The organism is Paraglaciecola algarum (genome assembly GCF_021532655.1).
Classification (GTDB): domain Bacteria; phylum Pseudomonadota; class Gammaproteobacteria; order Enterobacterales; family Alteromonadaceae; genus Paraglaciecola; species Paraglaciecola algarum.
Genome location: NZ_JAKGAS010000008.1, coordinates 1 through 25,743, shown reverse-complemented (window position 1 = coordinate 25,743; position 25,743 = coordinate 1). Strand labels below are relative to the sequence as shown.

The window sequence follows — 25,743 nt, the reverse complement described above, 5'->3', positions numbered from 1 at the left end:
AGAATTGTAGATAACATCTATACATTGAAATATGTCAATCAAAAAATGCAGGGATAGTGTAATGGCAGAAGAAAAAAAAGATTCAAATTCGAAGTCGATTAGTCTAACTCCGACGTTAACTTCAATGCTGAATCCAACTACAGAATATTTAGGTTCTGAGCTAAAAGAATTTGTAAAAGATAACGTTGAGAAATGGAAAAAAAATAAAAGAGAAAAAAACCTTAAAACTCATCTTGAGTCAGTCAGTAAAAGTTTGGTAGCTTACGAATCTGAAAATAATGTTAAAGAAAGAACTATAGAGCAATTGTCTTTTTTTGAGGAATGGGTTGAAGGAGCTCAAGATGTTGATATTGAAAATGAAGAGCTTAGTCAGATTTGGCAAGGCATTTTACAAGAATCTGCTTTAGGCTATTCACATACGCGGGAACTACTCGTGGCTTTAAAATCATTAACTCCGGCGGAAGCGAAATTTCTAATAGAAAGAAAAAGTCAAAAATATTTTAATACTGGTACGTTAGAGCTGAATAACTACATCATTAAGAGTCTTGAAAGTAAAAACCTATTAACTCCAAGTTACAGGGATTCAATTAACTATTTCATTGGATATTTTGTTGTGGTAACAGCGACCATTGCAATAACAAGTACACTCGATATCTCGCCAATCAGAATTACATTAATGATGGTATTTGGTGGCCTTTCTTTTATCGGTTTAATTACTTATTTTCAAAGGGTTGGGTTTTCAACGTGGGAAGTAACTTGGCTAGGGCAAAAATTAATGGAATCTTGTATTAAATATTAAAGTTTGTTTAAGGCAGTTACCTATGGAAACATGGTTTGATATTGATATCGGGTAAGTTTAATTATTTCTTCTTTTTGTGCTTTTTCTTAGGAAACTAAACAAGACAGCCATAACTATAAAGAGTGGTTAATTTACCTCACCCTTTTTGCGCTTCACAATAGGGGGGAGGTTTTAGGTGGAAGGCAGTGTAATGTAGGAGCTACCGCCGAGATTGCGGTAAACAAAATGAATGCTCCATCTCACAGTCATAATTCTAGTGATATAACAAATATCATCCCTTAGTTTTAGCTATCCAATTATCAACTATGCGTTCTAGTATACTGAGTGGAACAGAACCACCGCCTAAAATCGTATCGTGAAAACCTTTGATATCAAATTTATCACCTAAGGCTAACTTAGCCTTTTCTCTTAATTCTAGTATTTTAATCATGCCAATTTTGTAAGATGTCGCTTGACCAGGCAATACGAAGTAACGTCTAACCTCTGCTAATATTGCACCTTCAGAGATTGGGGAGTTTTGCCTAAAATAATCAATCGCTTGTTGCTCTGTCCAGCTTTTAGAATGAATGCCTGTATCCACTACCAATCTAATTGCTCGCCACATTTCGCTAACCAGACGACCAAACCTTGAATAAGGTGAACTATAAGCGCCCATTTCTTGGGCTAGCAATTCTGAATATAAAGCCCAGCCCTCTACATAGCTAGTGAAACTCAATTGAGTACGAAAATTGGGGACACCTTCAAGTTCCTGGGCTATAGATATCTGCATATGATGGCCTGGGTTACCTTCATGATATGCGATGGCTTCCATTTCATTTTTAGGCATAGCGCTCATATCTAATAAATGAGCGTAATAAACGCCATCACGAGAGCCGTCTGGGGTTCCTTTTGAATAATGCTGTGGCGCGCCAGCTTGTTCACGAAAAGCTTCAACACGTTTTACTACTAAATTGGCTTTAGGTAAGAGCCCAAAATACTCAGGCAATTTTTTGTGAATATAATCTAAGTAGGCAGTTGAATCATCAATATACCCTTGACGACCTTCGTCAGTATTCGGGTAATAAAACTGTTGGTTATTAACATCACTTTTTATATAAGCAAAAAATTCTTGTAGGCTACCTGTAAATTTCACTGATGATTTAATTTCTTTCATTAGGCCTAAGATTCGAGCCACTTCCTTTAAGCCAGTTTGATGAATTTCATCTGCTGTTAGATTAGTAGTGGTGTAGTTTTGTAGCTTGGCATTGTAGAAAGCCTCTCCGTTTGGCAGTGCGCCTGCTCCTTTAGCTTCATCGGATACGTTACTTTTATCTAGAATAAACCAACTTATTAAGTCTTTATAGGCAGTTTGAAATTGGCTGGTTAAGGCTAGTGTGACTTCTGCTTCTAAGTTTGTTACTTGTTGTGTATTGATTTTGTTGTTATCTAATAAAATTTTTATTTTGCTTTTTGCATCTGCGAACATTGGTGAATCTAGTTCGCTCTGATCAAATGGCCGTCCCTTTATAAGGTTACTGGATTGTTCAATAATGCTGTCGTAAGCGAAGTAGGGGGGGCGTGTACCCTGTTTAGCATTAAGTTTTGCTCGTTCTAATAAATTACTGATCGCAGTAGATAATCCATCTATTCTTTTTATATAAGCCTGCATATCTGACAGTTCATCTACTTTATGATAGTTAATCACAGAATTAGGTAGGGAGGTATGATTGCCCATCATTTGGGTCAGAATGTACTTGTTGGTGCGAAACGGTATTAATGCTTTTGCTGCTTCGTATTGGTATACCCATAAATCATAGGAAATTTTTGCATCTTCAGATAACAAGTCGTAGTTAAATGAGCGTTTTAATTCGGCCACACTATCGGCTTGCCACTTTAATTTTTGGTCTACTTCGGCTTCACTATAATCATTAAATTCGTCATATCTTTCTTTACGACCCAGTCTAGTGAGTTTCATAGGAGATAACATGAGTTCTTCTTCGTACTTTATATCAAGCCATTGATTGAGTCGTTCACTTTCAGGCTCAACTTTTGTTTGGCTTGCGTCAGCTACAGAGTTCTGAGTCTTAGAAATGTTTTCTTTATTTGCCTGGCCGCAGGCACTTAATAATATTAGTGTGATTATGCTGAGCGTCTTTTTCATGGGGATCCTCGATTAGTCTTTGAATTTTACCAGCGGGTTGCTGAAGTAGCGTAAAACTCTAGATGATTATTTATGACGGCAGGCGTTAATTCAAGGCATAAAAAAACGCCACTAGAGTAATGTGGCGTTTTTATGTTTGGTCAAGTAAAAGGTATTCGATTACGACTCTTGTAATTGATGTTTTTTACCTTTCATTCCCTTGTGGCCTTTCATGCTTTTTTTGCCACCTTTATGGTTTTCTTTAGCGGCAAGCATTTGTGCTTGTTGCTCTGGAGTCATAACATTCCACATATCGTGTTTGCTTTTAGCTTTTAGTACCGCCATGGCTAAAAAGTCGCCCTTATATTCATTAGATAAAGCTAACCATGCTTCAGCGTTAAACTCTGCGCTTTTAACTAGTTCACGCTCGGCTTGTTTAAAAGCTTTTAGTTTTTCGTGTAACTCAGCTGCACTGGCTTTGCTTTCGGTTCTAATACTTTTTAATTCAGCCTTTTGCTCGTCGGTAAATGCTAGTATGTTACCTCTTTCACCTCTTTGTTTGCCCTTGGCTTTTCCTTTACGCTTACCTTTACGGTCTCCTTCAGCGGCCCGATCTTTCATCTTGTTGGCTATGGTGGCTAATTTGTCTTTTTGCTCTTCAGTTAATAAATTCAAAACAGCGTGTTTATTTTCAGCGCGTTTTAAACTAGCTTGAGCCATTTGCTCTTGGTTTTGAGAGAAGGCGGCTTCGACAGCTGCTTGATCCCAATCTGTAGTTTGGATTAAAGCTGATAAGTCTTGTCTTACTGGAGCAAAGCTTGGAGCTGAAGCTTGTCTGTCTTCACGGCTTTGTTTCATTATTTGGCGAATATCTTGTTTCTGCGTATCAGTAAGGGATAATTTTGATAATAGCTTCATCATGCTATGCCCTTTATGAGCTCCTTCATGACCACCTTTTGGTTTCGCCATTACTTGGCTAGATAAGGCTAATGATAAACAGATTGCTATTGGGGTAACGATTGTTTTTAGTTTGAACATTTTAGGATTAAACATAATATTGTCCTTTAGTTAGTTAGGGTAACTCATTAATATTCATGAGCATGGGAAAGAGTTTAGCTAACACAACGCAAAGAAACGCAAAGACATTGTAAAGCTTGTGTAAAGACAAATCGTTTACCTGCTAGGCTTGCGTTATAGTGCTGATATTCTTGCTATGAGATATAAATATGACTGACAAACACCTACTATTAATTGACGACGATGACGAGTTTACCCAACTACTTTCACAATATTTGAAGCCGCAAGGTTACACTATCGATATTGCCAACGATGGCGAAATGGGCTTAGCTAAAGCTACATCTAATACCCATTATGATTTAATTCTACTTGATGTGATGTTACCTAAATTGGATGGTTTTGAGGTATTAAAAAAATTGCGTGCCAGCCATCTGACCCCTGTTTTAATGTTGACGGCCAAGGGTGATGACTATGATAAAATATTGGGTTTAGAGATTGGCGCTGATGATTATTTGGCTAAGCCTTTTAACCACAGAGAGTTATCTGCTCGCATTAAAGCCTTAGTGCGTCGTATGGCAATGTTGCCTAGTAACAGTGCGCAACAAAATTTGAAGTTGGGTGATGTAGAATTATCTCCTTCTACTCAGCAAGTGCATTGCGGTGGGCAATTATTAGAGTTAACTGGGACAGAGTTTGCTATTTTGCAGTTATTAATGATTAACCAAGGTAAGTTAGTGAGTAAACAGGATATTAGTGAAAAAGTATTGGGTAGAAAACTCGCGGCATTTGATCGCAGTATTGACATGCATGTGAGTAATTTGCGTAAAAAATTAGCCGCTCATAGTCCTGAGGAAAAAATAAAAACCTTACGTGGTGCGGGTTATCAGTATTTGAGTGCAGCATGTCTTTCTTAACTCGACTCAATCCTGCGCGGAGTTTATTTTTTAGAGTATTTTTGTGGTTTTGGTTAGCCACGTTTTTAATTTTTATGAGCTCTACTTGGTTAGTGCAACAATTAGATTCGGGAGTTAAGTATCGTCCGTTAAAACCTAATCAAGCAAAAAACTTACATCAGGTGGCACGTAAATTTCAATATCAGATTGATAAGCACGATGTGGATTTGAATAAATACGCCTTTCAAATGAGTAAGCGTAATCGGTTTTGGTTGGTATTAGTCGATGCTGAAACCAGTAAAGTAATATTTGGTTTGAAAAAAGAACAACTAAAAACTCGGCAGCTACTGGAGCAATTTGATGAAGAAAGTTCCGCTTTGATGATAGAAACGCAGGGTAAGGTTTATATTGGACCTAGTAGCATTGTCAAAAACCAGAAAGCCTATTTATTATATACAGCTAATAACCAGCCTGGAGGCTCTTTGCGAGTCATACGTCATGAGTATCCTGGACTGTTTTTATTTTTCTTGATTTTGTTTAGTGGGGGCTTATGTTATCTGTTTGTGCGTTCTTTACTTAAACCTGTTATTCAATTGCAACGTGCTTCAAGGCGCATGGCAAAAGGAGATTTAGCCGCGCGAGTGGGCAGTGCAAGTAATAGATTGGATGAAATTGGCCAACTTGGCCGTGACTTTAATTTAATGTCAGAAAAAGTCGAAATTTTGCTGAATGGACAAAAGCGGCTATTGGCTGATATTTCTCATGAATTGCGCTCACCCTTGGCAAGGTTACAATTATCCATTGGTATTGCCCAACAACAACCATTAGAACTACATTCCACAGACTCGCAACTAGCGTTAGATAGAATCGAGAAAGAAGCCAATCAAATTGAAAGTATGATTGCCCAAGTGTTGATGTTGTCTAAGTTAGATAGTCAAGAAGCTGTTTTAAACAAGCAAAATATTTCATTCGAACAATTAATGTTGCCAATTATTAATGACGCAAACTTTGAAGCAAAACAAAGAGGTAAAAATATTCAATATAATGCCCAAGTTAGCTGTGACTTGTTTGTCGATGCTCAGCTATTAACTAGTGCAATTGAAAATGTCATACGTAATGCTATACATTATTCTAACGATAATATTCAGGTGTCAGTGATTCAGTACAAGAAAACAATTGTTTGGTCGATTAAAGATGATGGGAAAGGCATGGAAGAACAGCAGTTATCGCGGGTTTTTGAACCTTTTTATCGTTCTTCTACCGCCAGAGATAGAAATAGTGGAGGAGTAGGGTTAGGTTTAGCTATAGCTTACCGAGCCGTTAAACAACATCAAGGGGATCTAACTGCTCGAAATATTGATAACGGTGGATTAGAAGTGAGTATTTCTATTCCGATTGATTCTATTTCTCAAGGCATAATTTCTTAAGGTATATAGGTGAAAAATGTTGGTGAAAAGTGTTAGTTAAAAATATTATGACTAAACGCATAGTGACTGTTGAGTTAGATGATACTTTAAAAGTAGTGAAAAATATTTTTGAGCAGGCGGCTTTTCATCACCTATTAGTAGTCGAAAATGGAAAACTGTATGGGGTGTTGTCGGATAGAGATTTGTTTAAAGCGGTGAGCCCTAGGATTGGGTTACCTGGAGAAACGCCTCAAGATATTGCTACGCTGCATAAAAAAGTTCACCAAATTATGTCCCGTAAACCAGTTTGTTTGTCTCCAGACGCAGATGTGTATCAAGCCATTAGTATTTTTAATCAACATAAAATATCTTGTATTCCAATTGTGGATGAACGAGTTCACCCCATTGGTATCTTAAGTTGGCGAGATATTCTTAGAGTGATTGAAGTGAATCACAATAAAAAGAAAAATGTAAGCTAATCTCATATGGATAACTTACAAAATGATTATACGAACATTATCAGTTTTACCTCTGAAAAAGAGTTAGCCGAAATATACCAAACTAAGATCCAACCTTTTTGGCTTCAACAAGTGGTGCAAGGTACATTTGAGGGTGTAGAGGAGGTTTCTATAGCTTATGCGTATGTCCTACATCCTAAGTCAGTAGGTGAATTGGTAATTTCTTCTGGCAGAATTGAAACTCTGCTTAAATATAAAGAGCTGATATACGATCTATATCAACAAGGTTACTCGGTGTTTATTCATGATCATAGAGGCCAAGGATTGTCCGGCCGTATGACAGAAAACCTTCACATGGGGTATGTAAAAAGCTTTGATGATTACGTGACTGATTTTAAATTATTTATGCAGCAAATTGTGCAACCTAACTGCCAACATAAAGCTAATTTATTATGTCACTCAATGGGTGGAACCATAGGTTTTTTGACCATTTTAAAATATCCCGATTTATTTAATAAAGTGATATTTTCAGCGCCTATGTTTGGCATTCTCCCAGCTTTACCCAATTGGTTAGCTAAATTTTTATTAAATACCCACAGCAAAATTACTAAAGGTTTAAACAAACAATATGATTATTTTTGGGGACAATCTGATTACGAAAACACAGCCTTTGCCCAAAATAACCTGACTCACAATCAAGTACGTTATCAACTGTTTCGTGACGAATATGAAAGAGCTGTAGAAACCAAGTTAGGTGGTGTCACTGGGCACTGGTTGCAAGCAGCAGTGGAGGCAATGGACAAAATAAAACTTCAAGCCTGTGAATTCCCCATTCCGGCTTTAGTGTTACAAGCTGGTGGTGATACTGTGGTGGATAATAAGCGTCAAAGCCAAGTGGTTGCCTTAATGCCAAATACTGAATTGTTTGTAGTTGAAGGTGCTAAACATGAACTGTTAGAAGAGTCGGATGAATACCGTACGCCAGTTTTACAAAAAATATTAAGCTTTATTTCATCAGAAAATAACAGCTAAAACCTAGCATTAATCTGCTAACGATTTGCTACAATCTCAGCATTCAATATTTAAGAATTAACTCCCATGTTAGACATAGTGTTATATCAACCTGAAATTCCGCCTAATACCGGCAATATTATTCGTTTGTGTGCCAATACTGGTTTTGCTCTGCATTTAATCGAGCCACTTGGTTTTGAATGGGATGATAAAAGAGTGCGACGTGCGGGTTTAGATTATCACGAGTTTGCCAAAGTGCAGCGTTATCCAAATTTGGACGCTTACATTGAGACACGGGCGCCTAAACGAGTCTTTGCTTGTACCACAAAAGGTAAAGCGTTTTTTGCTCAAGTGAAATATGAGGCTGGTGATGCTTTGTTGTTCGGCCCCGAAACCCGAGGTTTGCCAGACGATATTATTCAATCACTGCCAATGGAACAAAGAGTACGTATACCTATGTTGCCAGATAGCCGTAGTATGAATTTATCCAATGCGGTTTCAGTTTTTGTGTATGAGGCTTGGCGCCAATTGGACTTTAACGGCGCGGTTTAGATAAAATAGAAAAAAGGTAAAGCCAATGAATGTTAATTAATAGAACACAAATTGGCGTTTACCATTTAAATAAAGGCGTAGGCATCACCATACAGGTTTTTCTCTAACAAACCTTGAGCACAGAAGTCAGTTCTTACCACTTTGGCCATTTCAAAACGACCAGCAACAAATACTTTAAAATCTTTAAGATCGTTAAATTCGTCTAGTACAGCATTATGTACCCAACCCGTTTTACCTTGCCAGTCAGAGTCTGGTATTTCTATAACAGGCACAAAAGTAAAGTGTGCATGTTGTTCCGACAATTTAGTTAATTCGTCAAGAGCATACATATCTTTTAAAGTACGTGTTCCCCAGTATAAATAAACTGGAGCCGTTAAAGGTTCTGATAGTAATTTTTGCAAAATTGACAGGGTGTAAGAAAACCCTGTGCCACCGGCTACTAAAATAATTGGGTGGCCACCTACCTTCTTTAAAAACGCTTCGCCGAGTCCGCCTTCTACTTCTATTTTACCTTCAGAACGCATTTTCTCTAACACTTGTCCGGCATATTGATTACCTGGCTCAGCCCCTATGTGTAACTCAATAGCTCCGTCTTGTTGAGGTGCGTTGGCTATAGAAAAAGGACGTTTATCTTCGTCGCCCATTACTACCTGTAAATATTGCCCAGCGATAAACTCTAGTGGGCTTTCTGGTGTTAATAAAACACGACTGACCACATTGGTTAATGGCTCTATTTTACTGACCTGACAAGAAATTTTTTGCATTGTGTTCTTCTGTTAAATAATGACAACTGCGAATATAAGTAAAATAATCTTTGATATTCATTTCATAGAGCTTTAGGCTCAAGAAGTGAATTATAAACATATGACAGACGAGTTACGAGTCGCTTTCATAGGAAATATCAGGTTTTATGTTTGTTAAACTAATCTATTGTCAAACATGTTTGTTTTATCACTAAACATATAAGCCCAATTAAGAGGATTATTTATGACATTTTCAGCTGAAATGGTTGACGAGTTAAATTTACTATTAAAATTTCCAAACAAAAGTCTAATGCAAGGTATCAAGGTTCACGGTGACGCTGAGCCCAATATGGTTGCTGCCGCAAAAAGGTTATTTGAAAAAGGGGTGATAACCCAACCTGATGGGGGATATTTAACTGATTTAGGTCACGACTTATTTGAACATGCGCAGGTTGTGCAACTTGCTTTAACTCACTAATCACTCACCCAAGATAAAACCCTATATCGAATAATTTTATAAAAATCATTTTATTGCCGATATAGGGTGTATGAATACAAAATTTACACGTTTTAACATGTCAAAATATAAACTAGTTCTATCATTTTTATGTTCGCCATTGTTTGCAATGTCTTTGTCTTTGTCTGTGCAGAGTGCTGAAGAAATCAAAGCTGTCCAATTGTATTCCCAAGATGAATTAATAAGTTTGATAAACCGCAATGAACATTTATCTCGAGTGGTGTTAGATAAATGCCAATTAGTCCAAGATATACGAGCCAATGCTGAAACTTTACTCATTCCTGCCTATCAATTTTTATGGGGAGACATGTTGGCTTGGGGCGTGTGTGTTGATGCAGATCCGGAAAGAGGTATCGCGTTTATGCATAGCGCAGCTGAACAAGGTTTGCCCGCTGGGCTGGAGCAGTTAGGTCGATACTTTGCACAAGGTAAATTGGTTCAACAAGACAAAGAGCGAGCTGTGGTGTTTTTGCGTGAAGCGTCTATCTTGGGGAATTTATCAGCACAAATTCGTTTAGTAGAACTGTTTATCGAAGGTTACGGTAGCCCATATGATTACGAAGATGCCTATCATTGGTTATATAACGCCATTACTGCTGACAAAAAGCTGCATTCAAAAATAGCTAAGTGTATGCATGATCTAGAAAAATTGATGCACCCGAAAGCCGTACGTAAAGCCAAACGTCCTCTGAATTCTTAAGTTTTTCTGCATCAAGTCAGCAATCTATTACCAATTTCTAAATACCCAGGCGTTGAACTTGGGTATACTAGTACTTAAAACTATATCTAATGGATTTTTGAATTGTCTCAATCTGACGACCCTTATTTTCAACGCGAAAAAGAAAAATACGACAACCCAGTAGCCAGTCGTGAATACTTACTTGAACTTTTGGTGAAAGCTAAAAAGCCTTTGTCATTCCTAGAATTTTGTCAGTTACTTGATGCTAAGGATGAAGATAGTCGCATTGGTATCCAGCGTCGCTTGCGAGCGATGGAACGAGAAGGCCAAGTTGAATTTACCCGTGAGAAAAAATACGCCAAGCTAAAAATCGATGAATTAATTCAAGGACAGGTGATTGGTCATCGAGATGGCTTTGGTTTTTTAAAGCGTAACGATGGTGAAAAAGATCTTTTTATTCATAATGCTCAAATGGCTGCAGTATTGCACGGCGATATTGTGTTAGTCAAAGAAAGTGGTACTGACAATCGTGGTCGTCGCGAAGCGCGTATCGCAAAAATCGTGGAGCCTAGATCAGAACCAATTGTTGGTCGATACTTTTTCGAAAACAACGTAGGTGTGGTCATTCCTGATGATAGTCGTATTAATCACGAAATAATGATCCCCAAAGAACAAAGTAATGGTGCTCGTCAAGGTCATATAGTTGTGGTTGAAATAGTACAAAGACCACGTAGACGTGTAAATGCCATTGGTAAAATTATTGAAGTGTTAGGCGAACATATGGCGCCGGGCATGGAAATTGACATGGCTTTGCGCACCTTTGATATCCCTCATCAATGGCCAAAAGGTGTAGAACGTCAAGTTATTGGTTTAACTGAACAAGTTCCCGATGAAGCTAAAGAAGGGCGTATTGACCTACGACAATTGCCATTAGTGACCATAGATGGTGAAGACGCTCGAGATTTTGATGACGCTGTTTTTTGTGAACCACTTGATGAAGGTGGTTGGCAACTTTGGGTAGCAATTGCCGATGTGAGTTATTATGTGCGTCCTGGCACTGCACTAGATAGCGAAGCACAAAATCGGGGTAACTCAGTTTATTTCCCAGAACAAGTAATACCTATGTTACCCGAGGTTTTATCAAATGGTTTATGTTCGTTAAACCCTCAAGTTGATCGTTTGTGTATGGTTTGTGAAATGACCATAAGTCCATCTGGTAAGTTAGTTGAGCATCAGTTTTATGAAGCGGTAATGAATTCTCACGCTCGTTTAACTTATACCAAAGTGTGGAATATCCTTGAGGGAGATCCTGAATTACATAAACGTTATGCTGAGCAAGTTCCCCACCTTAAAAACTTGCATGATATGTATCGAGTGTTAAAACGCACGCGTAATCAACGAGGGGCTATTGAGTTTGAAACCCAAGAAAGTAAGTTTGTGTTTAATGCTCAGCGTAAAATTGAAAACATAGTGCCGGTCACCCGCAATGATGCTCACAAGTTAATTGAAGAATGTATGATTTTGGCCAATGTATCGGCAGCACAAACCATTGAAAAAGCCAATGCAGAAGCCTTGTTTAGGATCCATGATGAGCCTGATTCTGATCGTTTAAGTTCATTTTTATCTTATCTAGCTGAAGTGGGTATTACTCACAAAATTGGCAAAGAAGTATCACCGCAAGATTTCACCGATGTAGTTGAAAAAATAGCAGGCCGCCCGGATCAAGAGTTGATCCAGACTATGTTACTCAGATCAATGAAACAAGCGGTATACGATCATGAAAATATTGGCCATTTTGGTTTAGCACTTGCCGCTTATGCACATTTTACCTCGCCGATTCGCAGGTATCCCGATTTAGTGGTACACAGAGCCTTAAAAGCTATTGTTGATAAACAGAATCAACGAAAAAGTAAGACTGGCGGAAAGTCTTATTCGCCAGACGAAGTAGAAGCTTTGGGTGAGCAATGTTCAATGACCGAACGTAGAGCTGACGACGCTACTCGTGACGTGGGTGATTGGCTTAAATGTGAGTTTATGCTGGATCATGTAGGTGACGTTTTTGAAGGTGTGATTGCCTCGGTTACCAATTTTGGTTTTTTTGTGCGCCTTGGGGAATTCCATATAGATGGCTTAGTGCATATTACCTCGTTAGATAATGATTACTTTAGATACGATGAAGTGAAGCAGTACTTAATTGGTGAAAGCTCAGGTGTGATTTATCGTCTAGGTGACCCCATGGAAGTGAAAGTGGCCTCGGTGAATTTAGATGAACGCAAGATTGATTTTTTGTTAGATGGTATTCATGGCAAAGCGATTAAACGTTCGGCTAATCGAAAACCTTCACGTCGTAAAAATGCTAGTGGCGGTAAAGGCGCGAGTGGAAAAACCACTGCTACTACAGAACAAAACCAAGATAAGTCTTCTTCAACAGGTAAGAAGCCATCTACTAATAAAGGTGGCACTAAAAAGCCAACTAGTAGAAAACCCAGAACAGGCTCAAATAAAACCAAAGGCTCGCGAAGTAAGCCTTCGAATTCAGCAAGAAAGAGGAATAAATAATGGCTCAACAAGAGTGGTTGTATGGCATTCATGCCCTTGAGTCAGTGATCCAGCGCGAGCCTGAACGTTTAATCGAGTTATTTGTATTAAAAGGCCGAGACGATAAGAGTATTCATTCAATCGTTAATCAAGCTCGTAAGTTTGGTGCCTCAGTACAGTTTTGCCAGCGCAAAACATTAGACGATAAAGTGGAAGGTGGACAGCACCAAGGTGTGGTAGCGAAAGTTAAACCGGCCAAACTATTTAGTGAAAATGATTTGGCTAGCATTGTGGAAGCCAAGCTTGAATCAGGCAAAAATCCATTTTTGTTGATTTTAGATGGCGTGACAGATCCTCATAACTTAGGTGCTTGCCTGCGCACTGCTGATGCTGCTGGTGTTGATGCAGTCGTGGTGCCTAAAGATAAATCAGCCGCGCTCACGCCAGTGGTGCGAAAAGTAGCTTGTGGTGCAGCGGATGTTATTCCTCTAGTGCAAGTGACAAACCTTGCTCGTACACTGCGCGATTTGCAACAAGCTGGCGTGTGGATTGTGGGTACGGCGGGTGAGGCAGAGCATAATATTTATGATTGTAAACTAAGCGGCCCTATGGCTTTAGTGATGGGCGCTGAAGGTAAAGGCATGCGCCGTTTAACTCGCGAGCATTGTGATGAGTTAATCAAATTGCCCATGGCTGGATCGGTATCAAGCCTGAACGTGTCTGTGGCCACAGGTGTGTGTTTATATGAAATCGTTAGGCAGCGTAATTAAATAACTAGACATTTGACAGTACCATTGTTAAAAATTGAAATGTAAATAATATGTTATTCAACTACTTATTAATTTAAGTCTTAGCTAGGATTTGTTATGTCATTAAAAACGCCACTTGAGATGCTTTATCATTGGGAAGAAACTTCGCCAGACTCTTTGTATTTAAGGCAACCAGTGGATGGCCGAGTGGATGGATATACGTGGGGGCAGGTCGCCCAGCAGGCGAGAAAGGTTGCGGCATACCTTATCTCTTTAGACCTTCCTGAAGGTAGTCATATCGCAATTTTATCGAAAAATTGCGCTCAGTGGTTTATCACTGATTTAGCGATTATGTTGGCAGGCCATATTTCCGTTCCCATTTATTCTACAGCCGGAGTAAAAACAGTTTCCTATGTGCTTGAGCATGCTAAGTGCCCAGTTATATTTGTTGGAAAATTAGATAAAACTGAAGAGCAAATGTCAGCTATTGGACAAGATGTATTAAGTTTAGCCTTTCCTTATCCCAATATTCCAGCCAATAAACAATGGGATGAAGTGCTAGATGTAGAACCTTTTACAGGTAAGCCAATTCCGAGTTTAGATTCCATTATGACCATTATTTACACTTCGGGTAGTACAGGTAATCCCAAAGGTGTGGTACATAATTATCGCTCAGTTAGCTGGTCAGCCTTCAATTGTTTAGATTCTTTAACTATTACAAAAGATGATCGTATTTTAAGTTACCTACCTTTGGCCCATATTACCGAAAGAGTCTTAGTTGAAATGAGTAGCTTTTATTCTGGTATGGGGATTTCTTTTATCGAATCTTTAGATACCTTTTCACGAGACATAGTCAACACTAAACCGACCTTATTTATTTCTGTACCTAGGCTTTGGACCCGCTTCCAAATGGGCGTATTAGCGACCCTACCTCAGAAAAAACTAAATTTTCTATTAAGTATTCCTTTTATAGGTGGGTTAATCAGCAAAAAAATCCGTACCAAATTAGGTTTAGATAAAGTGAGATTATGTGCAAGCGGTTCTGCGCCTATTTCAGATGCCACTATTCATTGGTTTACAAAAATTGGGGTAAACATTTCTGAAGGATGGGGCATGACAGAAAATTGTGCCTATGGTACCTGCTGTGTGCCTTTTAGGCTGGATAAAGTTGGAAGTATTGGAAAAGCCTATAAAGGTGTCGATATTCGTATCGCAGAAGATGGTGAAATTCAGGTGAAAGGCCCATGTAATATGAAAGAGTATTATTTAGAGCCAGAAAAAACGGCTGAGGTATTCACTGAAGATGGTTATCTAAGGACCGGCGATAAAGGTACGATAGACTCGGAAGGTTATATAAAAATTACTGGGCGTTTAAAGGAGATATTTAAAACCGCTAAAGGTAAATATGTTGCTCCTGCTCCAATTGAAGCTAAGTTGATGGCCAACTCATCCATTGAGCAAGTGTGTGTTACTGGGGCTCAGCTAAAGCAACCTATAGCGCTAATTGTATTGTCTGAAGATGCCAGCAAACAAGCTGAGCAAGACATTGAACAAAACTTACTGCAAACCTTAGAGCAAGTTAACTCAACTTTGGAAAGCCATTCTAAATTGGATAGATTAGTTATCATGCAAGATGAGTGGACAGTGGATAACGGATTACTCACACCAACTTTAAAAGTAAAAAGGCATACCCTTGAAGAACAATACGATGAATTTATTAATGGCGATTTAGATGGAAAAATTGCTAGGCAATAATTTTATTGGAGTTAAGCGGTAGGCTTGTTTTAATGTATCTAACATAAAAATATTGTCTGAAGCAGTTTTTCGCAACCTGCTTATTGAATAGTCACTCAGTTACAAATTGATTAAGTATAAATACATTTTTAAACAGTAAATTAGTTCTGGTGCCCGTATAAAACAACCACTTTATATTTAGTTATGGAATGGTTTTAAAATGGTAAGTATTTTTAGACGAACGAGATTGTTACTTATAGTTATTTCTTTGATTACTGCTTGTAGTGGATCGGATGATACTCCGGACACTCAAGAAGATGAAAAGACAATATTGCAATTTTATAATGCCTCCAGTAATAGTCCTTCGATTAGTTTAAGAGATATCGATAAGCAGGGGTTAGGTCACGCTGGTTATGGCGACGCCACTCAAATTGTGAATTTAGTATCAGGCGAGCATGAATTACAACTCTTTAGAACTGAGTTAGATGGTAGTGAAGTTGTGGTTGAAGATATTACAGTCCAATTGGCTAACAATAAAAAGACATTATTAGTCTTAACTGGTGATATTGATTCAGCTAGTGTGCACGAATATGAGTTTGAATTTAAAGAGTTAAATCAACATTTCAGATTATTCGCCACCTCTAATGTGTCGAATGAAGCTAGTTTTGATTTATATATGGCAGAGGAAGGTGTTGATTTTGTTAATGCCAACTTTATGGGGACAGTTGATTTTGGTGCTTTGGAAGAATTGAATTACTGGGCGGGTGATGAAGACAGTTCAGATTTTGATATAGGCAGTTTTATTCTATTTATGACAGAGCCAGGCAGTCAGCAAGTTTTATTTGAAAGTTCTGAAATTAACCTGCGCTCAGCTACGGAATATATAGTCAGTATTCGAGAGTCTAATGGGATAATCGATAATCAACTAAACTTAGATATTATCTCCAATTCTACCAGTGTTGGTAAATACTCCCATGTAAATTCCCCAGCACAATACCGTGTATATAATAGTTTAGATGGTCAAAATGAAATGGAAATTTCATTCATGGGAGATAGTTCTGGCAATGTGTCAAATGAATTTACGCTTTTAGCTAATTCTATTAGTGAGTTTACTGAAATTGAATTTGGCGATTACCGTATTTCAGCCCTATCTAAACAAAATCCTGAGTTAAAGTTTAATAGTCGATTAGTTACTTTAAATAAGGGAGTCAGTAAAGCTATCGTTATTTATCAAGATGAAGATAATGCGTTAACAACACTAGAGTTTATAGAAGACGGTGTTGCTCAAGCTTTTACCAAACAGCTCAACGTAGTTAATCTGCAAAATACATTGCAAAATATTTCCTTATATTTTGTGAAGAGTAATGAAACTATAGATAGTGCAAAGTACAAAATAACATCACTTGAATTTGGCAAGGCTAGAGAGCTCAGTGTTCCTAGCGATTTTTATGAGCTTATTGCAATTCATACTGACGATAATGGCTCTAAAACGCTATTGGATCGCACTCCTTTACTAGGTATTAATGAAGATAAACTTTATATAGTTACCATTGAAAGTGATTTAGATGCACCTAGTGGATATAAATTGACTTTACTTTAATAATGAGCCTTTAGCGCCAATCGTGGCGCTATAGGTTAACTTTAAAAATAATAAGCTATCAGACCACCTATGTTTTAGATTTGTTATTAAATCGCATTAAAACTCAGAACTAAATCTCCTTTTACGACTGCCTCTACATTCAATATTGATAACTCTAAATAAATTTGAAATTAAACTATCCACGCACTCCACTTTCTGTTAGTATTTCGCGCCCTTTTGACAGGGGTATGTATAAAAAAGCAGCATTTGGTTGTTTTTTTACAGTATAAACGACTCGTGAGAGTCTTAATTTAACAGCGGAGCACTAACATGATCCAAATGCAAACTAACCTGGATGTTGCCGACAATTCTGGCGCTCGCAGGGTTCAGTGTATTAAGGTTCTTGGTGGCTCGCATCGCCGTTATGCACATATTGGTGACATCATTAAAGTTACTGTTAAGGAAGCAATTCCTCGCGGTAAAGTAAAAAAAGGTGATGTACTAACTGCAGTGGTGGTGCGTACTAGAAAAGGCGTACGTCGTCCTGACGGATCTTCAATCCGTTTTGATAGCAACGCGGCTGTTTTGCTTAATGCAAACCAGCAACCGATTGGTACGCGTATCTTTGGTCCGGTTACTCGTGAACTTCGTGTGAATAACATGAAGATTGTCTCGTTAGCCCCTGAGGTACTATAAAGGAGTCACGATATGGCTAATAAAATTCGTCGTGATGATGAAATCATCGTTTTAGCTGGTAAAGACAAAGGAAAACAAGGCAAAGTGCTTAAAGTTATTCCTGGTGCTGACCGTCTAATCGTTGAAGGTGTGAACCTAATCAAAAAACATCAAAAGCCAAACCCTCAATTGGGTGAAGCTGGTGGCGTTATTGAGAAAGAAGCATCAATTCACGTATCAAATGTAGCGATCTTCAACCCTAAATCGGGCAAAGCAGATCGTATAGGTTTCCGTCTTGAAGATGAGAAGAAAGTTCGTTTCTTCAAATCAGACGGCGAACTAGTTTAATTAATTGGAGAGAACGATGGCGAAACTGCATGATTTCTATAAAGACTCAGTTGTAGCCGAACTTGCTAAGCAGTTCGAGTACAAAAGCGTCATGCAAGTCCCTCGGATTGATAAAATCACTCTAAACATGGGTTTAGGTGAAGCGGTAGCAGACAAGAAGGTATTGGAAAATGCCACGGCTGACATGCAAGCAATTGCTGGTCAAAAGCCTATTGTAACTGTTGCCCGTAAATCTGTAGCGGGCTTTAAAATCCGTGAAGGTTATCCGATTGGCTGTAAAGTAACCCTACGTGGTGAACGTATGTGGGAATTCTTTGAACGTTTAGTTTCTATAGCAATTCCTCGTATCCGCGATTTCCGTGGCTTAAATCCTAAGTCATTTGATGGTCGTGGTAACTATAGCATGGGTGTTCGTGAGCAAATTATCTTCCCTGAAATCGACTTCGATAAAGTGGATAAGATACGCGGTATGGATATTACTATCACTACCAGCGCACAAACCGATGCGGAAGCACACGCTTTATTAAGCGCGTTTAACTTCCCGTTTAAAAAGTAAGGTGTAGGGTTATGGCAAAAGAATCAATGAAAGCGCGCGAAGTTAAACGCGCCAAGCTAGCTGCTAAGTACGCGGTAAAACGCGCTGAACTTAAAGCTACTATCAGCGGTGTCAACTCTTCTGACGAAGAACGTTGGGACGCTGTTCTTAAGCTGCAACAACTGCCACGTGATTCATCTGTAAGTCGTAAGCGTAACCGCTGCAACATTACAGGTCGTCCACATGGTTTCCTACGCAAGTTTGGCATGAGTCGTATCAAGTTGCGTGAAGCAGCGATGCGCGGTGAAGTGCCTGGCTTGAAAAAAGCCAGTTGGTAAGGGGTAGCTGATATGAGTATGCAAGATCCTATCGCGGATATGTTTACCCGCGTACGTAACGGCCAGATGGCTAGCAAGGTTTCTGTATCTATGCCGTCTTCTAAAGTTCGTGTTGCTATCGCAAACGTACTTAAAGAAGAAGGTTATATTTCAGACTTCGCTATTTCTGGTGACGTTAAGCCTGTTTTAGAAGTAACGTTAAAGTACTTTGAAGGCAAAAAAGTAATCGAGAGCATTGAGCGCGTAAGTCGCCCTGGTCTACGCATCTATAAGAAAAAAGATGAGTTGCCAAAAGTTATGGGTGGTTTAGGTGTGGCTATCGTGTCTACCTCTAAAGGTGTGATGACTGACCGTGCAGCGCGTAAAGCGGGCATGGGTGGTGAGATCATCGGCTACGTAGCGTAAGGGGAATAAAATGTCACGTATAGCAAAAGCTCCTGTTGATGTGTTGTCTGGCGTAGAAGTTACTATCGCTGGTCAAGAGGTCACAGTTAAAGGTAAAAATGGCACGCTAACTCGTGTATTTAATGAAGTAGTTGAAGTAGTACAAGAAGACGCACAACTTAAAGTTGCTCCTCGTGAAGAGAATGCAGTTAACGGTTGGGCTCAAGCTGGTACAGCTCGCTCATTATTAAACAACATGATTGTTGGTGTAGCTGAAGGTTTTGAGAAAAAATTATTGTTAAATGGTGTTGGTTACCGTGCTCAAGCACAAGGTAAAAAACTAAATCTAACTCTAGGTTTTTCACATCCTGTTGCATATGAAATGCCTGAAGGTATTTCTGTTGAAACTCCTAGTCAAACTGAAATCATCGTTAAAGGCGTTGATAAGCAGTTGATAGGTCAGGTTGCAGCTAACATTCGCGCTTATCGTCCGCCAGAGCCTTATAAAGGTAAAGGTGTTCGTTACGCTGATGAAGTTGTGCGTCGCAAAGAAGCTAAGAAGAAGTAGGAGTCAGTAAGATGGATAAAAAATCAGCTCGTTTACGTCGCGCTACTCGTGCACGTAAAAAAATTAGTGAATTGGCAGCGCACCGTTTGGTTGTTAACCGCACACCGCGTCACATATACGCTCAGTTAATCGCTCCAAGCGGTGCTGAAGTATTGGCGTCGGCTTCAACAGTTGAAACTGAACTAGCTAGTAGCCTTAAAGGCACTGGTAATTCAGCGGCAGCAGCAGCTATTGGTAAGGCGATCGCAGAACGCGCTATAGAAAAAGGCATCAAATCAGTTGCTTTTGACCGTAGTGGGTTTAAATATCACGGTCGCGTTAAAGCATTGGCTGATGCAGCTCGCGAAGCTGGTCTTCAGTTCTAGGAGTTAATTATGGCTAAAGTAGAAGCTCAACAACAAGGCGACTTGTTGGAAAAATTAATCGCTGTGAACCGTGTATCTAAAGTAGTTAAAGGTGGTCGTATCTTTAGCTTTACTGCTTTGACAGTAGTAGGTGACGGTAATGGTCGTGTTGGTTTTGGTTACGGTAAAGCACGTGAAGTGCCTGCTGCAATCCAAAAAGCTATGGAAAAAGCACGTCGCAATCTTGTGACTGTTGATCTTAATGGCAACACACTACAACATCCGATTAAAGGTCGTCACTCAGGCTCTAAAGTTTACATGCAGCCTGCATCTGAAGGTACCGGTATTATTGCTGGTGGTGCGATGCGTGCAGTACTTGAAGTGTCTGGTGTACAAAACGTACTTTCAAAATGTTACGGATCAACCAATCCAATTAACGTTGTGCGTGCAACTATCAATGCGTTGACAGAAATGAATTCGCCTGAATCAGTTGCTGCTAAACGTGGATTATCTGTATCGCAGATTTTGGGGTAATTGAACATGGCTACGATTAAAGTAAAGCAAACTAAAAGCTCTATCGGTCGTCTACCTAAGCACAAAGCTACGCTTACAGGTTTAGGTTTACGTCGCATCGGTCATGTTCGTGAACTAGAAGACACCCCTTCTGTCCGTGGCATGATCAACCGTGTATTTTACATGGTTGAAGTAGTGGAGGAGTAACAGATGAGACTTAATACTCTTGCTCCTGCACCTGGAGCAAAAAATTCTGGTAAACGTGTGGGTCGCGGTATGGGCTCTGGTCTTGGAAAAACTGGTGGCCGTGGTCACAAAGGTCAAAAGTCTCGCTCAGGCGGTTCTGTAAAACCTGGTTTTGAAGGCGGACAAATGCCAATCCAACGTCGTCTACCTAAGTTCGGTTTCACTTCGCGTAAGTCTTTGGTTTCTGACCAAGTTACGTTGAGTGAAATTGCTAAGGTTGAAGGCGAAGTGGTTTCACTTGAAACTTTAAAAGCAGCAGGTCTTATTAAGAAAGAGATCTTGTTCGTTAAAGTAATGAAAAGTGGTGACATTTCACGTGCCGTTACGGTTAGTGGTTTAAAGGTATCAAAGGGCGCACTTGAAGCAATCAATGCGGCTGGCGGTAAAGTAGAGGAATAGGCTAGATGGCTAAACCAGGACAGGACTCAGGCGCCAAAGGCGGCTTGAGCGAGCTTAAATCAAGATTGTTGTTCGTACTTGGTGCGATCATAGTATTTAGGTTAGGTTCTTTCGTACCTATTCCTGGTATTGATGCTGCGGTGTTGGCTGAATTATTTGACCAACAAAAAGGCACTATCGTAGAGATGTTTAACATGTTCTCCGGTGGTGCTCTTGAACGCGCATCAGTTCTAGCCCTAGGCATTATGCCTTATATAACAGCTTCCATCATTATTCAGTTATTAACTGTGATGCATCCACCTATGATGGAGTTGAAAAAGGAAGGCGAAGCCGGTAAACGCAAAATTAGTCAATATACTAGGTATTTCACTTTAGTATTAGCGACTTTCCAAGCGATTGGTATTGCGACTAACTTACCTAACTTGATGCAGGGTTTGGTAATGAACCCCGGTTTCGGTTTTTACTTTACAGCAGTAGTGAGCTTAGTCACGGGAACTATGTTCCTTATGTGGTTAGGTGAACAAATTACAGAGCGAGGTATTGGTAATGGTATCTCTATTCTGATTTTTGCCGGTATTGTATCTGGTTTGCCATCTGCTCTAGGTAATATTGCAGAACAAGCTAGACAAGGTGAAATTAACTTATTGTTCTTGTTGTTAATAGGTGTGATTGTTGCCGCCGTAACTTATTTTGTTGTGTTTGTTGAACGTGGACAACGACGTATTGTTGTTAACTACGCAAAGCGCCAACAAGGTCGTAAAGTATTTGCTGCTCAAAGCACGCATTTACCTTTAAAAGTTAATATGGCTGGTGTTATTCCACCAATCTTTGCTTCAAGTATAATTTTGTTTCCAAGTACCATTGCTACTTGGTTTGGTCAGAATGAATCTATGTCTTGGTTACAAGATGTAGCGTTAATGTTGTCTCCTGGACAACCTTTGTATGTGATGTTTTACGCTGCGGCGATTATATTTTTCTGTTTCTTCTATACTGCGTTGGTGTTTAACCCTCGCGAAACAGCAGACAACTTGAAAAAATCTGGAGCATTCGTTCCAGGTATTCGCCCTGGTGAACAAACGTCAAAGTATGTTGATAAAGTAATGACACGCCTAACTTTGGCTGGTGCACTTTATATAACCTTTATATGTTTAGTGCCTGAATTCATGACTATCGCTTGGAATGTTCCATTCTACTTTGGCGGTACATCACTACTAATTATGGTAGTGGTAATTATGGATTTCATGGCGCAGGTGCAGACACATTTGATGTCACATCAATATGAGTCTGTTCTTAAAAAAGCGAATCTTAAAGGCTACGGTCGTTAGACCTAGTTGATAAGTTAGCTATTTACGGAGTGATGAAATGAAAGTTCGTGCATCCGTCAAGCGGATTTGCCGTAGCTGTAAAGTCATTAAGCGCAACGGTGTTGTGCGTGTGATTTGCAGTTCTGACCCTAAGCATAAGCAAAGGCAAGGTTAATCATAGGGGATTGGGGAATCAACTAAATACATTAGTGCCTCAATCCTTAATTGCAATTTAGTCATTGGGTAAGTATCCTATCGGGCTTTTTAGGCTAATGACTATTAATTTAGAGGAGTACTGTTAATGGCCCGTATCGCTGGCATTAACATTCCTGAACACAAGCATACTGTAATTGCGTTATCAGCAATCTACGGTGTAGGCTCTACACGTGCTAAAAGCATTTGTGTTGCCGCTGGTGTTGCAGAGAATACTAAGATCAAAGATCTTAATGAAGAACAGATTGATAAGTTGCGTGATGAAGTAGCTAAATTCACCGTTGAAGGTGATCTACGTCGTGAAGTATCAATGAGTATTAAACGTTTGATGGACTTAGGTTGCTTCCGTGGTATTCGCCACCGTCGTAGTCTTCCTCTACGTGGTCAGCGCACTAAAACTAATGCGCGTACCCGTAAGGGTCCTCGCAAAGCAATAAAACGATAAGCGGGGGATACTATGGCTAAAGCACCAACCAAAACGCGTAAGCGCGTAAAACGTCAAGTTGCTGATGGTATGGCTCATATCCATGCTTCTTTCAACAACACTATAGTGACGATTACTGACCGTCAGGGCAACGCTCTGTCGTGGGCAACTTCAGGTGGTTCTGGTTTCCGTGGTTCACGTAAATCTACCCCATTTGCTGCTCAAGTAGCTGCTGAACGTGCTGGTACAGCCGCTCAGGATTACGGTTTGAAAAACATAGAAGTGTTCGTTAAAGGTCCAGGTCCAGGTCGTGAATCTGCAATCCGAGCTTTGAACGCTGCTGGTTATAAAATCACTAATATTACCGATGTGACACCTATACCTCACAACGGTTGTCGTCCACCGAAAAAACGTCGCGTTTAATCGACGGACAGTTGGAGAAAGATCATGGCAAGATATTTGGGTCCAAAACTCAAACTTAGCCGTCGCGAAGGAACAGATTTATTCCTTAAAAGCGGCGTTCGTGCAATTGACACGAAATGTAAAATTGATAATGCACCTGGTCAGCATGGCGCCCGTCGTGGACGTTTATCAGACTATGGTGTTCAATTACGTGAAAAGCAAAAAGTACGTCGTATGTATGGCGTATTGGAAAAGCAATTCCGTAACTACTATAAAGAAGCAGCACGCTTAAAAGGCAACACAGGTGAAAACTTGTTACAGCTTTTAGAGCAGCGTTTAGACAATGTAGTATATCGTATTGGTTTTGCTAGTACTCGTGCTGAAGCACGTCAACTAGTTAGCCATAAAGCCATTTTGGTAAACGGTAAAGTTGTTAACGTTCCTTCTTTTAACGTTTCTGCTGATGATGTTGTGTCTGTTCGCGAAAAAGCGAAAAAACAAGCACGTATCGTTGCTGCTCTTGAGCTAGCTGATCAGCGTGAGAAACCAACTTGGATTGAAGTAGACAGCAAGAAAATGGAAGGCACATTTAAACGTGTTCCTGAAAGAGCTGATTTATCTGCTGAAATTAACGAACAGTTGATCGTCGAACTTTACTCTAAGTAAAGCTTAAAGAAGAGAGGAAACAATGTCGGGTTCTGTAACTGAATTCTTAAAACCAAGATTAGTTGAAATTGATAACGTCTCGTCAACTCGCGCAAAGGTCACACTTGAACCTTTAGAGCGTGGATTTGGCCATACGCTAGGTAACGCGTTACGTCGCATTCTATTGTCTTCAATGCCAGGATGTGCTGTAACAGAAGTTGAAATTGATGGTGTATTACATGAATACAGCACCAAAGAAGGCGTACAAGAAGATGTTATCGAGATATTGCTTAACCTTAAAGGTTTAGCCGTGTGTCTTGAAGGCAAAACCGAAGCAACACTAACTCTAGTGAAATCCGGTGCGGGCCCAGTATTAGCTGGTGATATCCAGCATGATGGCGATGTAGAAATTGTTAATCCAGAGCACTTAATTTGTACTTTAACTGGCGAAGCTGATATCAGCATGCGTATTAAAGTAGAAATGGGTCGTGGATACGTTCCTGCATCAACTCGCCGCTCTTCAGAAGAAGATGATCGTCCTATTGGTCGTTTATTGGTAGATGCTTCATATAGCCCTGTAGAACGAATTGCTTATAATGTTGAGTCTGCTCGAGTAGAGCAAAGAACCGACCTTGATAAGTTAATCATTGATATGGAAACTAACGGAACAATTGACCCGGAAGAAGCAATTCGTCGTTCAGCTACAATTTTAGCTGAGCAATTAGACGCATTTGTTGAACTTCGTGATATTTCTGAGCCGGAAGAAAAAGAAGAGAAGCCGGAATTTGATCCGATTTTACTTCGTCCAGTTGATGATTTAGAACTTACTGTTCGTTCAGCTAACTGTTTGAAAGCGGAAGCCATTCAATATATTGGTGACCTAGTACAGCGTACCGAAGTAGAGTTATTAAAAACTCCTAACTTAGGTAAAAAATCTCTTACCGAGATTAAAGATGTACTTGCTTCTCGTGGACTGTCTCTAGGCATGCGCCTAGAAAACTGGCCGCCTGAGTCAATCGCAGAAAAAGATTAATCTAGTTTTTAATTAAACTGATTTGTAAAGAAGGATAAAACTATGCGCCATCGTAAAAGTGGTCGTCAGTTAAATCGTAACAGCAGTCATCGTCAAGCTATGTTTAAAAACATGGCCGGATCTTTGGTTAAAAGTGAGTTGATTAAAACAACTTTACCAAAAGCGAAAGAATTGCGTCGCGTAATAGAGCCTCTTATCACACTTGCTAAGCAAGACAGTGTAGCTAATCGTCGTTTGGCAATGGCTCGTACTGGTGATAAAGAAGTTGTAGGTAAATTATTCAATGAATTAGGCCCTCGTTATGAAGAGCGTCCTGGTGGGTATGTTCGCATTTTGAAATGTGGATTTCGTACTGGTGACAAAGCTCCTATGGCTTACGTTGAATTAGTTGACCGCCCTGAAGTTGAAGCAGTCGAAGAGATTGAAGAAGCTGAAGCGGAATAAGTTATCGTAAGATAAAAAAAAGCCAGACTTATGTCTGGCTTTTTTATTTTCATATGTTGTCTCATCCTGAAATACGTTGACATAAAGAGGACTTCTTTATGGAAACATCAAGCAATAAAAGCGTCAGACGTTCA

General features: G+C 39.5%; 32 protein-coding genes. 29 read left to right on the top strand and 3 right to left on the bottom strand.

The features are described 5' to 3' along the window. The first annotated feature begins 61 nt into the window (after positions 1-61). Positions 62-799 carry a hypothetical protein gene (locus L0668_RS14505; protein WP_235313431.1) on the top strand — a complete coding sequence of 246 codons (738 nt, stop codon included), beginning with the start codon at positions 62-64 and terminating at the stop codon, positions 797-799. A gap of 271 nt (positions 800-1,070) precedes the next feature. Here the strand turns inward: L0668_RS14505 and L0668_RS14500 are convergent, their stop codons facing one another. Together L0668_RS14500 and L0668_RS14495 are read right to left on the bottom strand one after the other, a co-directional pair. After that, entirely contained in the window at positions 1,071-2,939 is a 1,869-nt protein-coding gene (locus L0668_RS14500) for a DUF885 domain-containing protein (protein WP_235313430.1), read from the bottom strand. A 159-nt stretch (positions 2,940-3,098) separates the two neighbouring features. Continuing rightward, entirely contained in the window at positions 3,099-3,971 is an 873-nt protein-coding gene (locus L0668_RS14495; protein WP_235313429.1) for a Spy/CpxP family protein refolding chaperone, read from the bottom strand. 173 nt (positions 3,972-4,144) lie between these two features. On the opposite strand from L0668_RS14495, the gene L0668_RS14490 reads away from it, so the two are divergent. The 5 genes from L0668_RS14490 to trmL all read left to right on the top strand — a co-directional run bounded on the left by L0668_RS14490 (position 4,145) and on the right by trmL (position 8,255). Next, complete coding sequence (locus L0668_RS14490) at positions 4,145-4,849, top strand: response regulator transcription factor (protein ID WP_235313428.1); 705 nt, start codon at positions 4,145-4,147, stop codon at positions 4,847-4,849. Beyond that, on the top strand, positions 4,837-6,255 hold the full coding sequence (locus L0668_RS14485; RefSeq protein ID WP_235313427.1) for an ATP-binding protein: 1,419 nt from the start codon (positions 4,837-4,839) through the stop codon (positions 6,253-6,255). The genes L0668_RS14490 and L0668_RS14485 overlap by 13 nt, the downstream gene beginning before the upstream one ends. 29 nt (positions 6,256-6,284) lie before the next feature. After that, positions 6,285-6,713: a CBS domain-containing protein gene (locus tag L0668_RS14480; RefSeq protein WP_235313426.1), complete on the top strand. Its 429-nt coding sequence runs from the start codon at positions 6,285-6,287 to the stop codon at positions 6,711-6,713. Between the two features lie 6 nt (positions 6,714-6,719). Beyond that, positions 6,720-7,724 (top strand): alpha/beta fold hydrolase, encoded by a 1,005-nt coding sequence (locus L0668_RS14475; protein ID WP_235313425.1) that lies wholly within the window; start codon positions 6,720-6,722, stop codon positions 7,722-7,724. Positions 7,725-7,790: 66 nt separating this feature from the next. Then, positions 7,791-8,255, top strand: coding sequence for a tRNA (uridine(34)/cytosine(34)/5-carboxymethylaminomethyluridine(34)-2'-O)-methyltransferase TrmL (gene trmL, locus L0668_RS14470; protein WP_235313424.1), 465 nt, complete (start codon positions 7,791-7,793; stop codon positions 8,253-8,255). Positions 8,256-8,320: 65 nt separating this feature from the next. Here trmL and fre read toward each other — a convergent pair whose 3' ends face one another. Next, positions 8,321-9,019, bottom strand: coding sequence for an NAD(P)H-flavin reductase (gene fre, locus L0668_RS14465; protein ID WP_235313423.1), 699 nt, complete (start codon positions 9,017-9,019; stop codon positions 8,321-8,323). A gap of 223 nt (positions 9,020-9,242) precedes the next feature. On the opposite strand from fre, the gene L0668_RS14460 reads away from it, so the two are divergent. The 23 genes from L0668_RS14460 (at position 9,243) to rplQ (ending at position 25,609) form a co-directional block, all read left to right on the top strand. Continuing rightward, a complete protein-coding gene (locus L0668_RS14460) occupies positions 9,243-9,476 on the top strand; it encodes a TIGR02647 family protein (RefSeq protein ID WP_235313422.1) in 234 nt (77 codons plus the stop codon). A 148-nt stretch (positions 9,477-9,624) separates the two neighbouring features. After that, positions 9,625-10,215, top strand: coding sequence for a tetratricopeptide repeat protein (locus L0668_RS14455; RefSeq protein WP_235313648.1), 591 nt, complete (start codon positions 9,625-9,627; stop codon positions 10,213-10,215). Positions 10,216-10,317: 102 nt separating this feature from the next. Further along, positions 10,318-12,753 carry a ribonuclease R gene (gene rnr / locus L0668_RS14450; protein WP_235313421.1) on the top strand — a complete coding sequence of 812 codons (2,436 nt, stop codon included), beginning with the start codon at positions 10,318-10,320 and terminating at the stop codon, positions 12,751-12,753. Continuing rightward, on the top strand, positions 12,753-13,502 hold the full coding sequence (gene rlmB, locus L0668_RS14445; RefSeq protein WP_235313420.1) for a 23S rRNA (guanosine(2251)-2'-O)-methyltransferase RlmB: 750 nt from the start codon (positions 12,753-12,755) through the stop codon (positions 13,500-13,502). Before rnr ends, rlmB begins: the two co-directional genes overlap by 1 nt. Positions 13,503-13,598: 96 nt before the next feature. Then, positions 13,599-15,236, top strand: a complete 1,638-nt coding sequence (locus tag L0668_RS14440) for an AMP-binding protein (protein WP_235313419.1) — start codon at positions 13,599-13,601, stop codon at positions 15,234-15,236. 199 nt (positions 15,237-15,435) lie between these two features. After that, positions 15,436-16,815: a DUF4397 domain-containing protein gene (locus L0668_RS14435; RefSeq protein WP_235313418.1), complete on the top strand. Its 1,380-nt coding sequence runs from the start codon at positions 15,436-15,438 to the stop codon at positions 16,813-16,815. A 309-nt stretch (positions 16,816-17,124) separates the two neighbouring features. Further along, positions 17,125-17,490: a 50S ribosomal protein L14 gene (gene rplN, locus L0668_RS14430; RefSeq protein ID WP_235313417.1), complete on the top strand. Its 366-nt coding sequence runs from the start codon at positions 17,125-17,127 to the stop codon at positions 17,488-17,490. Between the two features lie 12 nt (positions 17,491-17,502). Beyond that, positions 17,503-17,817 (top strand): 50S ribosomal protein L24, encoded by a 315-nt coding sequence (rplX, locus tag L0668_RS14425; protein WP_235313416.1) that lies wholly within the window; start codon positions 17,503-17,505, stop codon positions 17,815-17,817. Positions 17,818-17,833: 16 nt separating this feature from the next. Further along, the gene (rplE, locus tag L0668_RS14420) at positions 17,834-18,373 is read left to right on the top strand and encodes a 50S ribosomal protein L5 (RefSeq protein WP_235313415.1); all 540 of its coding nucleotides are present in this window, start codon (positions 17,834-17,836) and stop codon (positions 18,371-18,373) included. Between the two features lie 11 nt (positions 18,374-18,384). Beyond that, entirely contained in the window at positions 18,385-18,690 is a 306-nt protein-coding gene (rpsN, locus tag L0668_RS14415; protein WP_235313414.1) for a 30S ribosomal protein S14, read from the top strand. Between the two features lie 12 nt (positions 18,691-18,702). Continuing rightward, positions 18,703-19,095 carry a 30S ribosomal protein S8 gene (rpsH, locus tag L0668_RS14410; protein ID WP_235313413.1) on the top strand — a complete coding sequence of 131 codons (393 nt, stop codon included), beginning with the start codon at positions 18,703-18,705 and terminating at the stop codon, positions 19,093-19,095. A 10-nt stretch (positions 19,096-19,105) separates the two neighbouring features. After that, the gene (gene rplF, locus L0668_RS14405; RefSeq protein WP_235313412.1) at positions 19,106-19,642 is read left to right on the top strand and encodes a 50S ribosomal protein L6; all 537 of its coding nucleotides are present in this window, start codon (positions 19,106-19,108) and stop codon (positions 19,640-19,642) included. A gap of 11 nt (positions 19,643-19,653) precedes the next feature. Beyond that, positions 19,654-20,007: a 50S ribosomal protein L18 gene (gene rplR, locus L0668_RS14400; protein ID WP_235313411.1), complete on the top strand. Its 354-nt coding sequence runs from the start codon at positions 19,654-19,656 to the stop codon at positions 20,005-20,007. A 9-nt stretch (positions 20,008-20,016) separates the two neighbouring features. After that, positions 20,017-20,520, top strand: a complete 504-nt coding sequence (gene rpsE, locus L0668_RS14395; RefSeq protein WP_158971303.1) for a 30S ribosomal protein S5 — start codon at positions 20,017-20,019, stop codon at positions 20,518-20,520. A gap of 6 nt (positions 20,521-20,526) precedes the next feature. Beyond that, positions 20,527-20,706 (top strand): 50S ribosomal protein L30, encoded by a 180-nt coding sequence (gene rpmD, locus L0668_RS14390; RefSeq protein WP_235313410.1) that lies wholly within the window; start codon positions 20,527-20,529, stop codon positions 20,704-20,706. A gap of 3 nt (positions 20,707-20,709) precedes the next feature. Beyond that, positions 20,710-21,144: a 50S ribosomal protein L15 gene (rplO, locus tag L0668_RS14385; protein ID WP_235313409.1), complete on the top strand. Its 435-nt coding sequence runs from the start codon at positions 20,710-20,712 to the stop codon at positions 21,142-21,144. A 5-nt stretch (positions 21,145-21,149) separates the two neighbouring features. Further along, on the top strand, positions 21,150-22,469 hold the full coding sequence (gene secY / locus L0668_RS14380; RefSeq protein ID WP_235313408.1) for a preprotein translocase subunit SecY: 1,320 nt from the start codon (positions 21,150-21,152) through the stop codon (positions 22,467-22,469). Between the two features lie 37 nt (positions 22,470-22,506). Continuing rightward, entirely contained in the window at positions 22,507-22,623 is a 117-nt protein-coding gene (rpmJ, locus tag L0668_RS14375; RefSeq protein ID WP_166425245.1) for a 50S ribosomal protein L36, read from the top strand. Between the two features lie 126 nt (positions 22,624-22,749). Further along, a complete protein-coding gene (gene rpsM / locus L0668_RS14370; RefSeq protein ID WP_235313407.1) occupies positions 22,750-23,106 on the top strand; it encodes a 30S ribosomal protein S13 in 357 nt (118 codons plus the stop codon). 12 nt (positions 23,107-23,118) lie between these two features. After that, entirely contained in the window at positions 23,119-23,508 is a 390-nt protein-coding gene (gene rpsK / locus L0668_RS14365) for a 30S ribosomal protein S11 (RefSeq protein WP_007625676.1), read from the top strand. A 24-nt stretch (positions 23,509-23,532) separates the two neighbouring features. Further along, positions 23,533-24,153: a 30S ribosomal protein S4 gene (gene rpsD / locus L0668_RS14360; RefSeq protein WP_235313406.1), complete on the top strand. Its 621-nt coding sequence runs from the start codon at positions 23,533-23,535 to the stop codon at positions 24,151-24,153. A 22-nt stretch (positions 24,154-24,175) separates the two neighbouring features. Beyond that, positions 24,176-25,165: a DNA-directed RNA polymerase subunit alpha gene (locus tag L0668_RS14355; RefSeq protein WP_235313405.1), complete on the top strand. Its 990-nt coding sequence runs from the start codon at positions 24,176-24,178 to the stop codon at positions 25,163-25,165. Between the two features lie 42 nt (positions 25,166-25,207). After that, positions 25,208-25,609 (top strand): 50S ribosomal protein L17, encoded by a 402-nt coding sequence (rplQ, locus tag L0668_RS14350; protein ID WP_235313404.1) that lies wholly within the window; start codon positions 25,208-25,210, stop codon positions 25,607-25,609. Positions 25,610-25,743 lie beyond the last annotated feature (134 nt).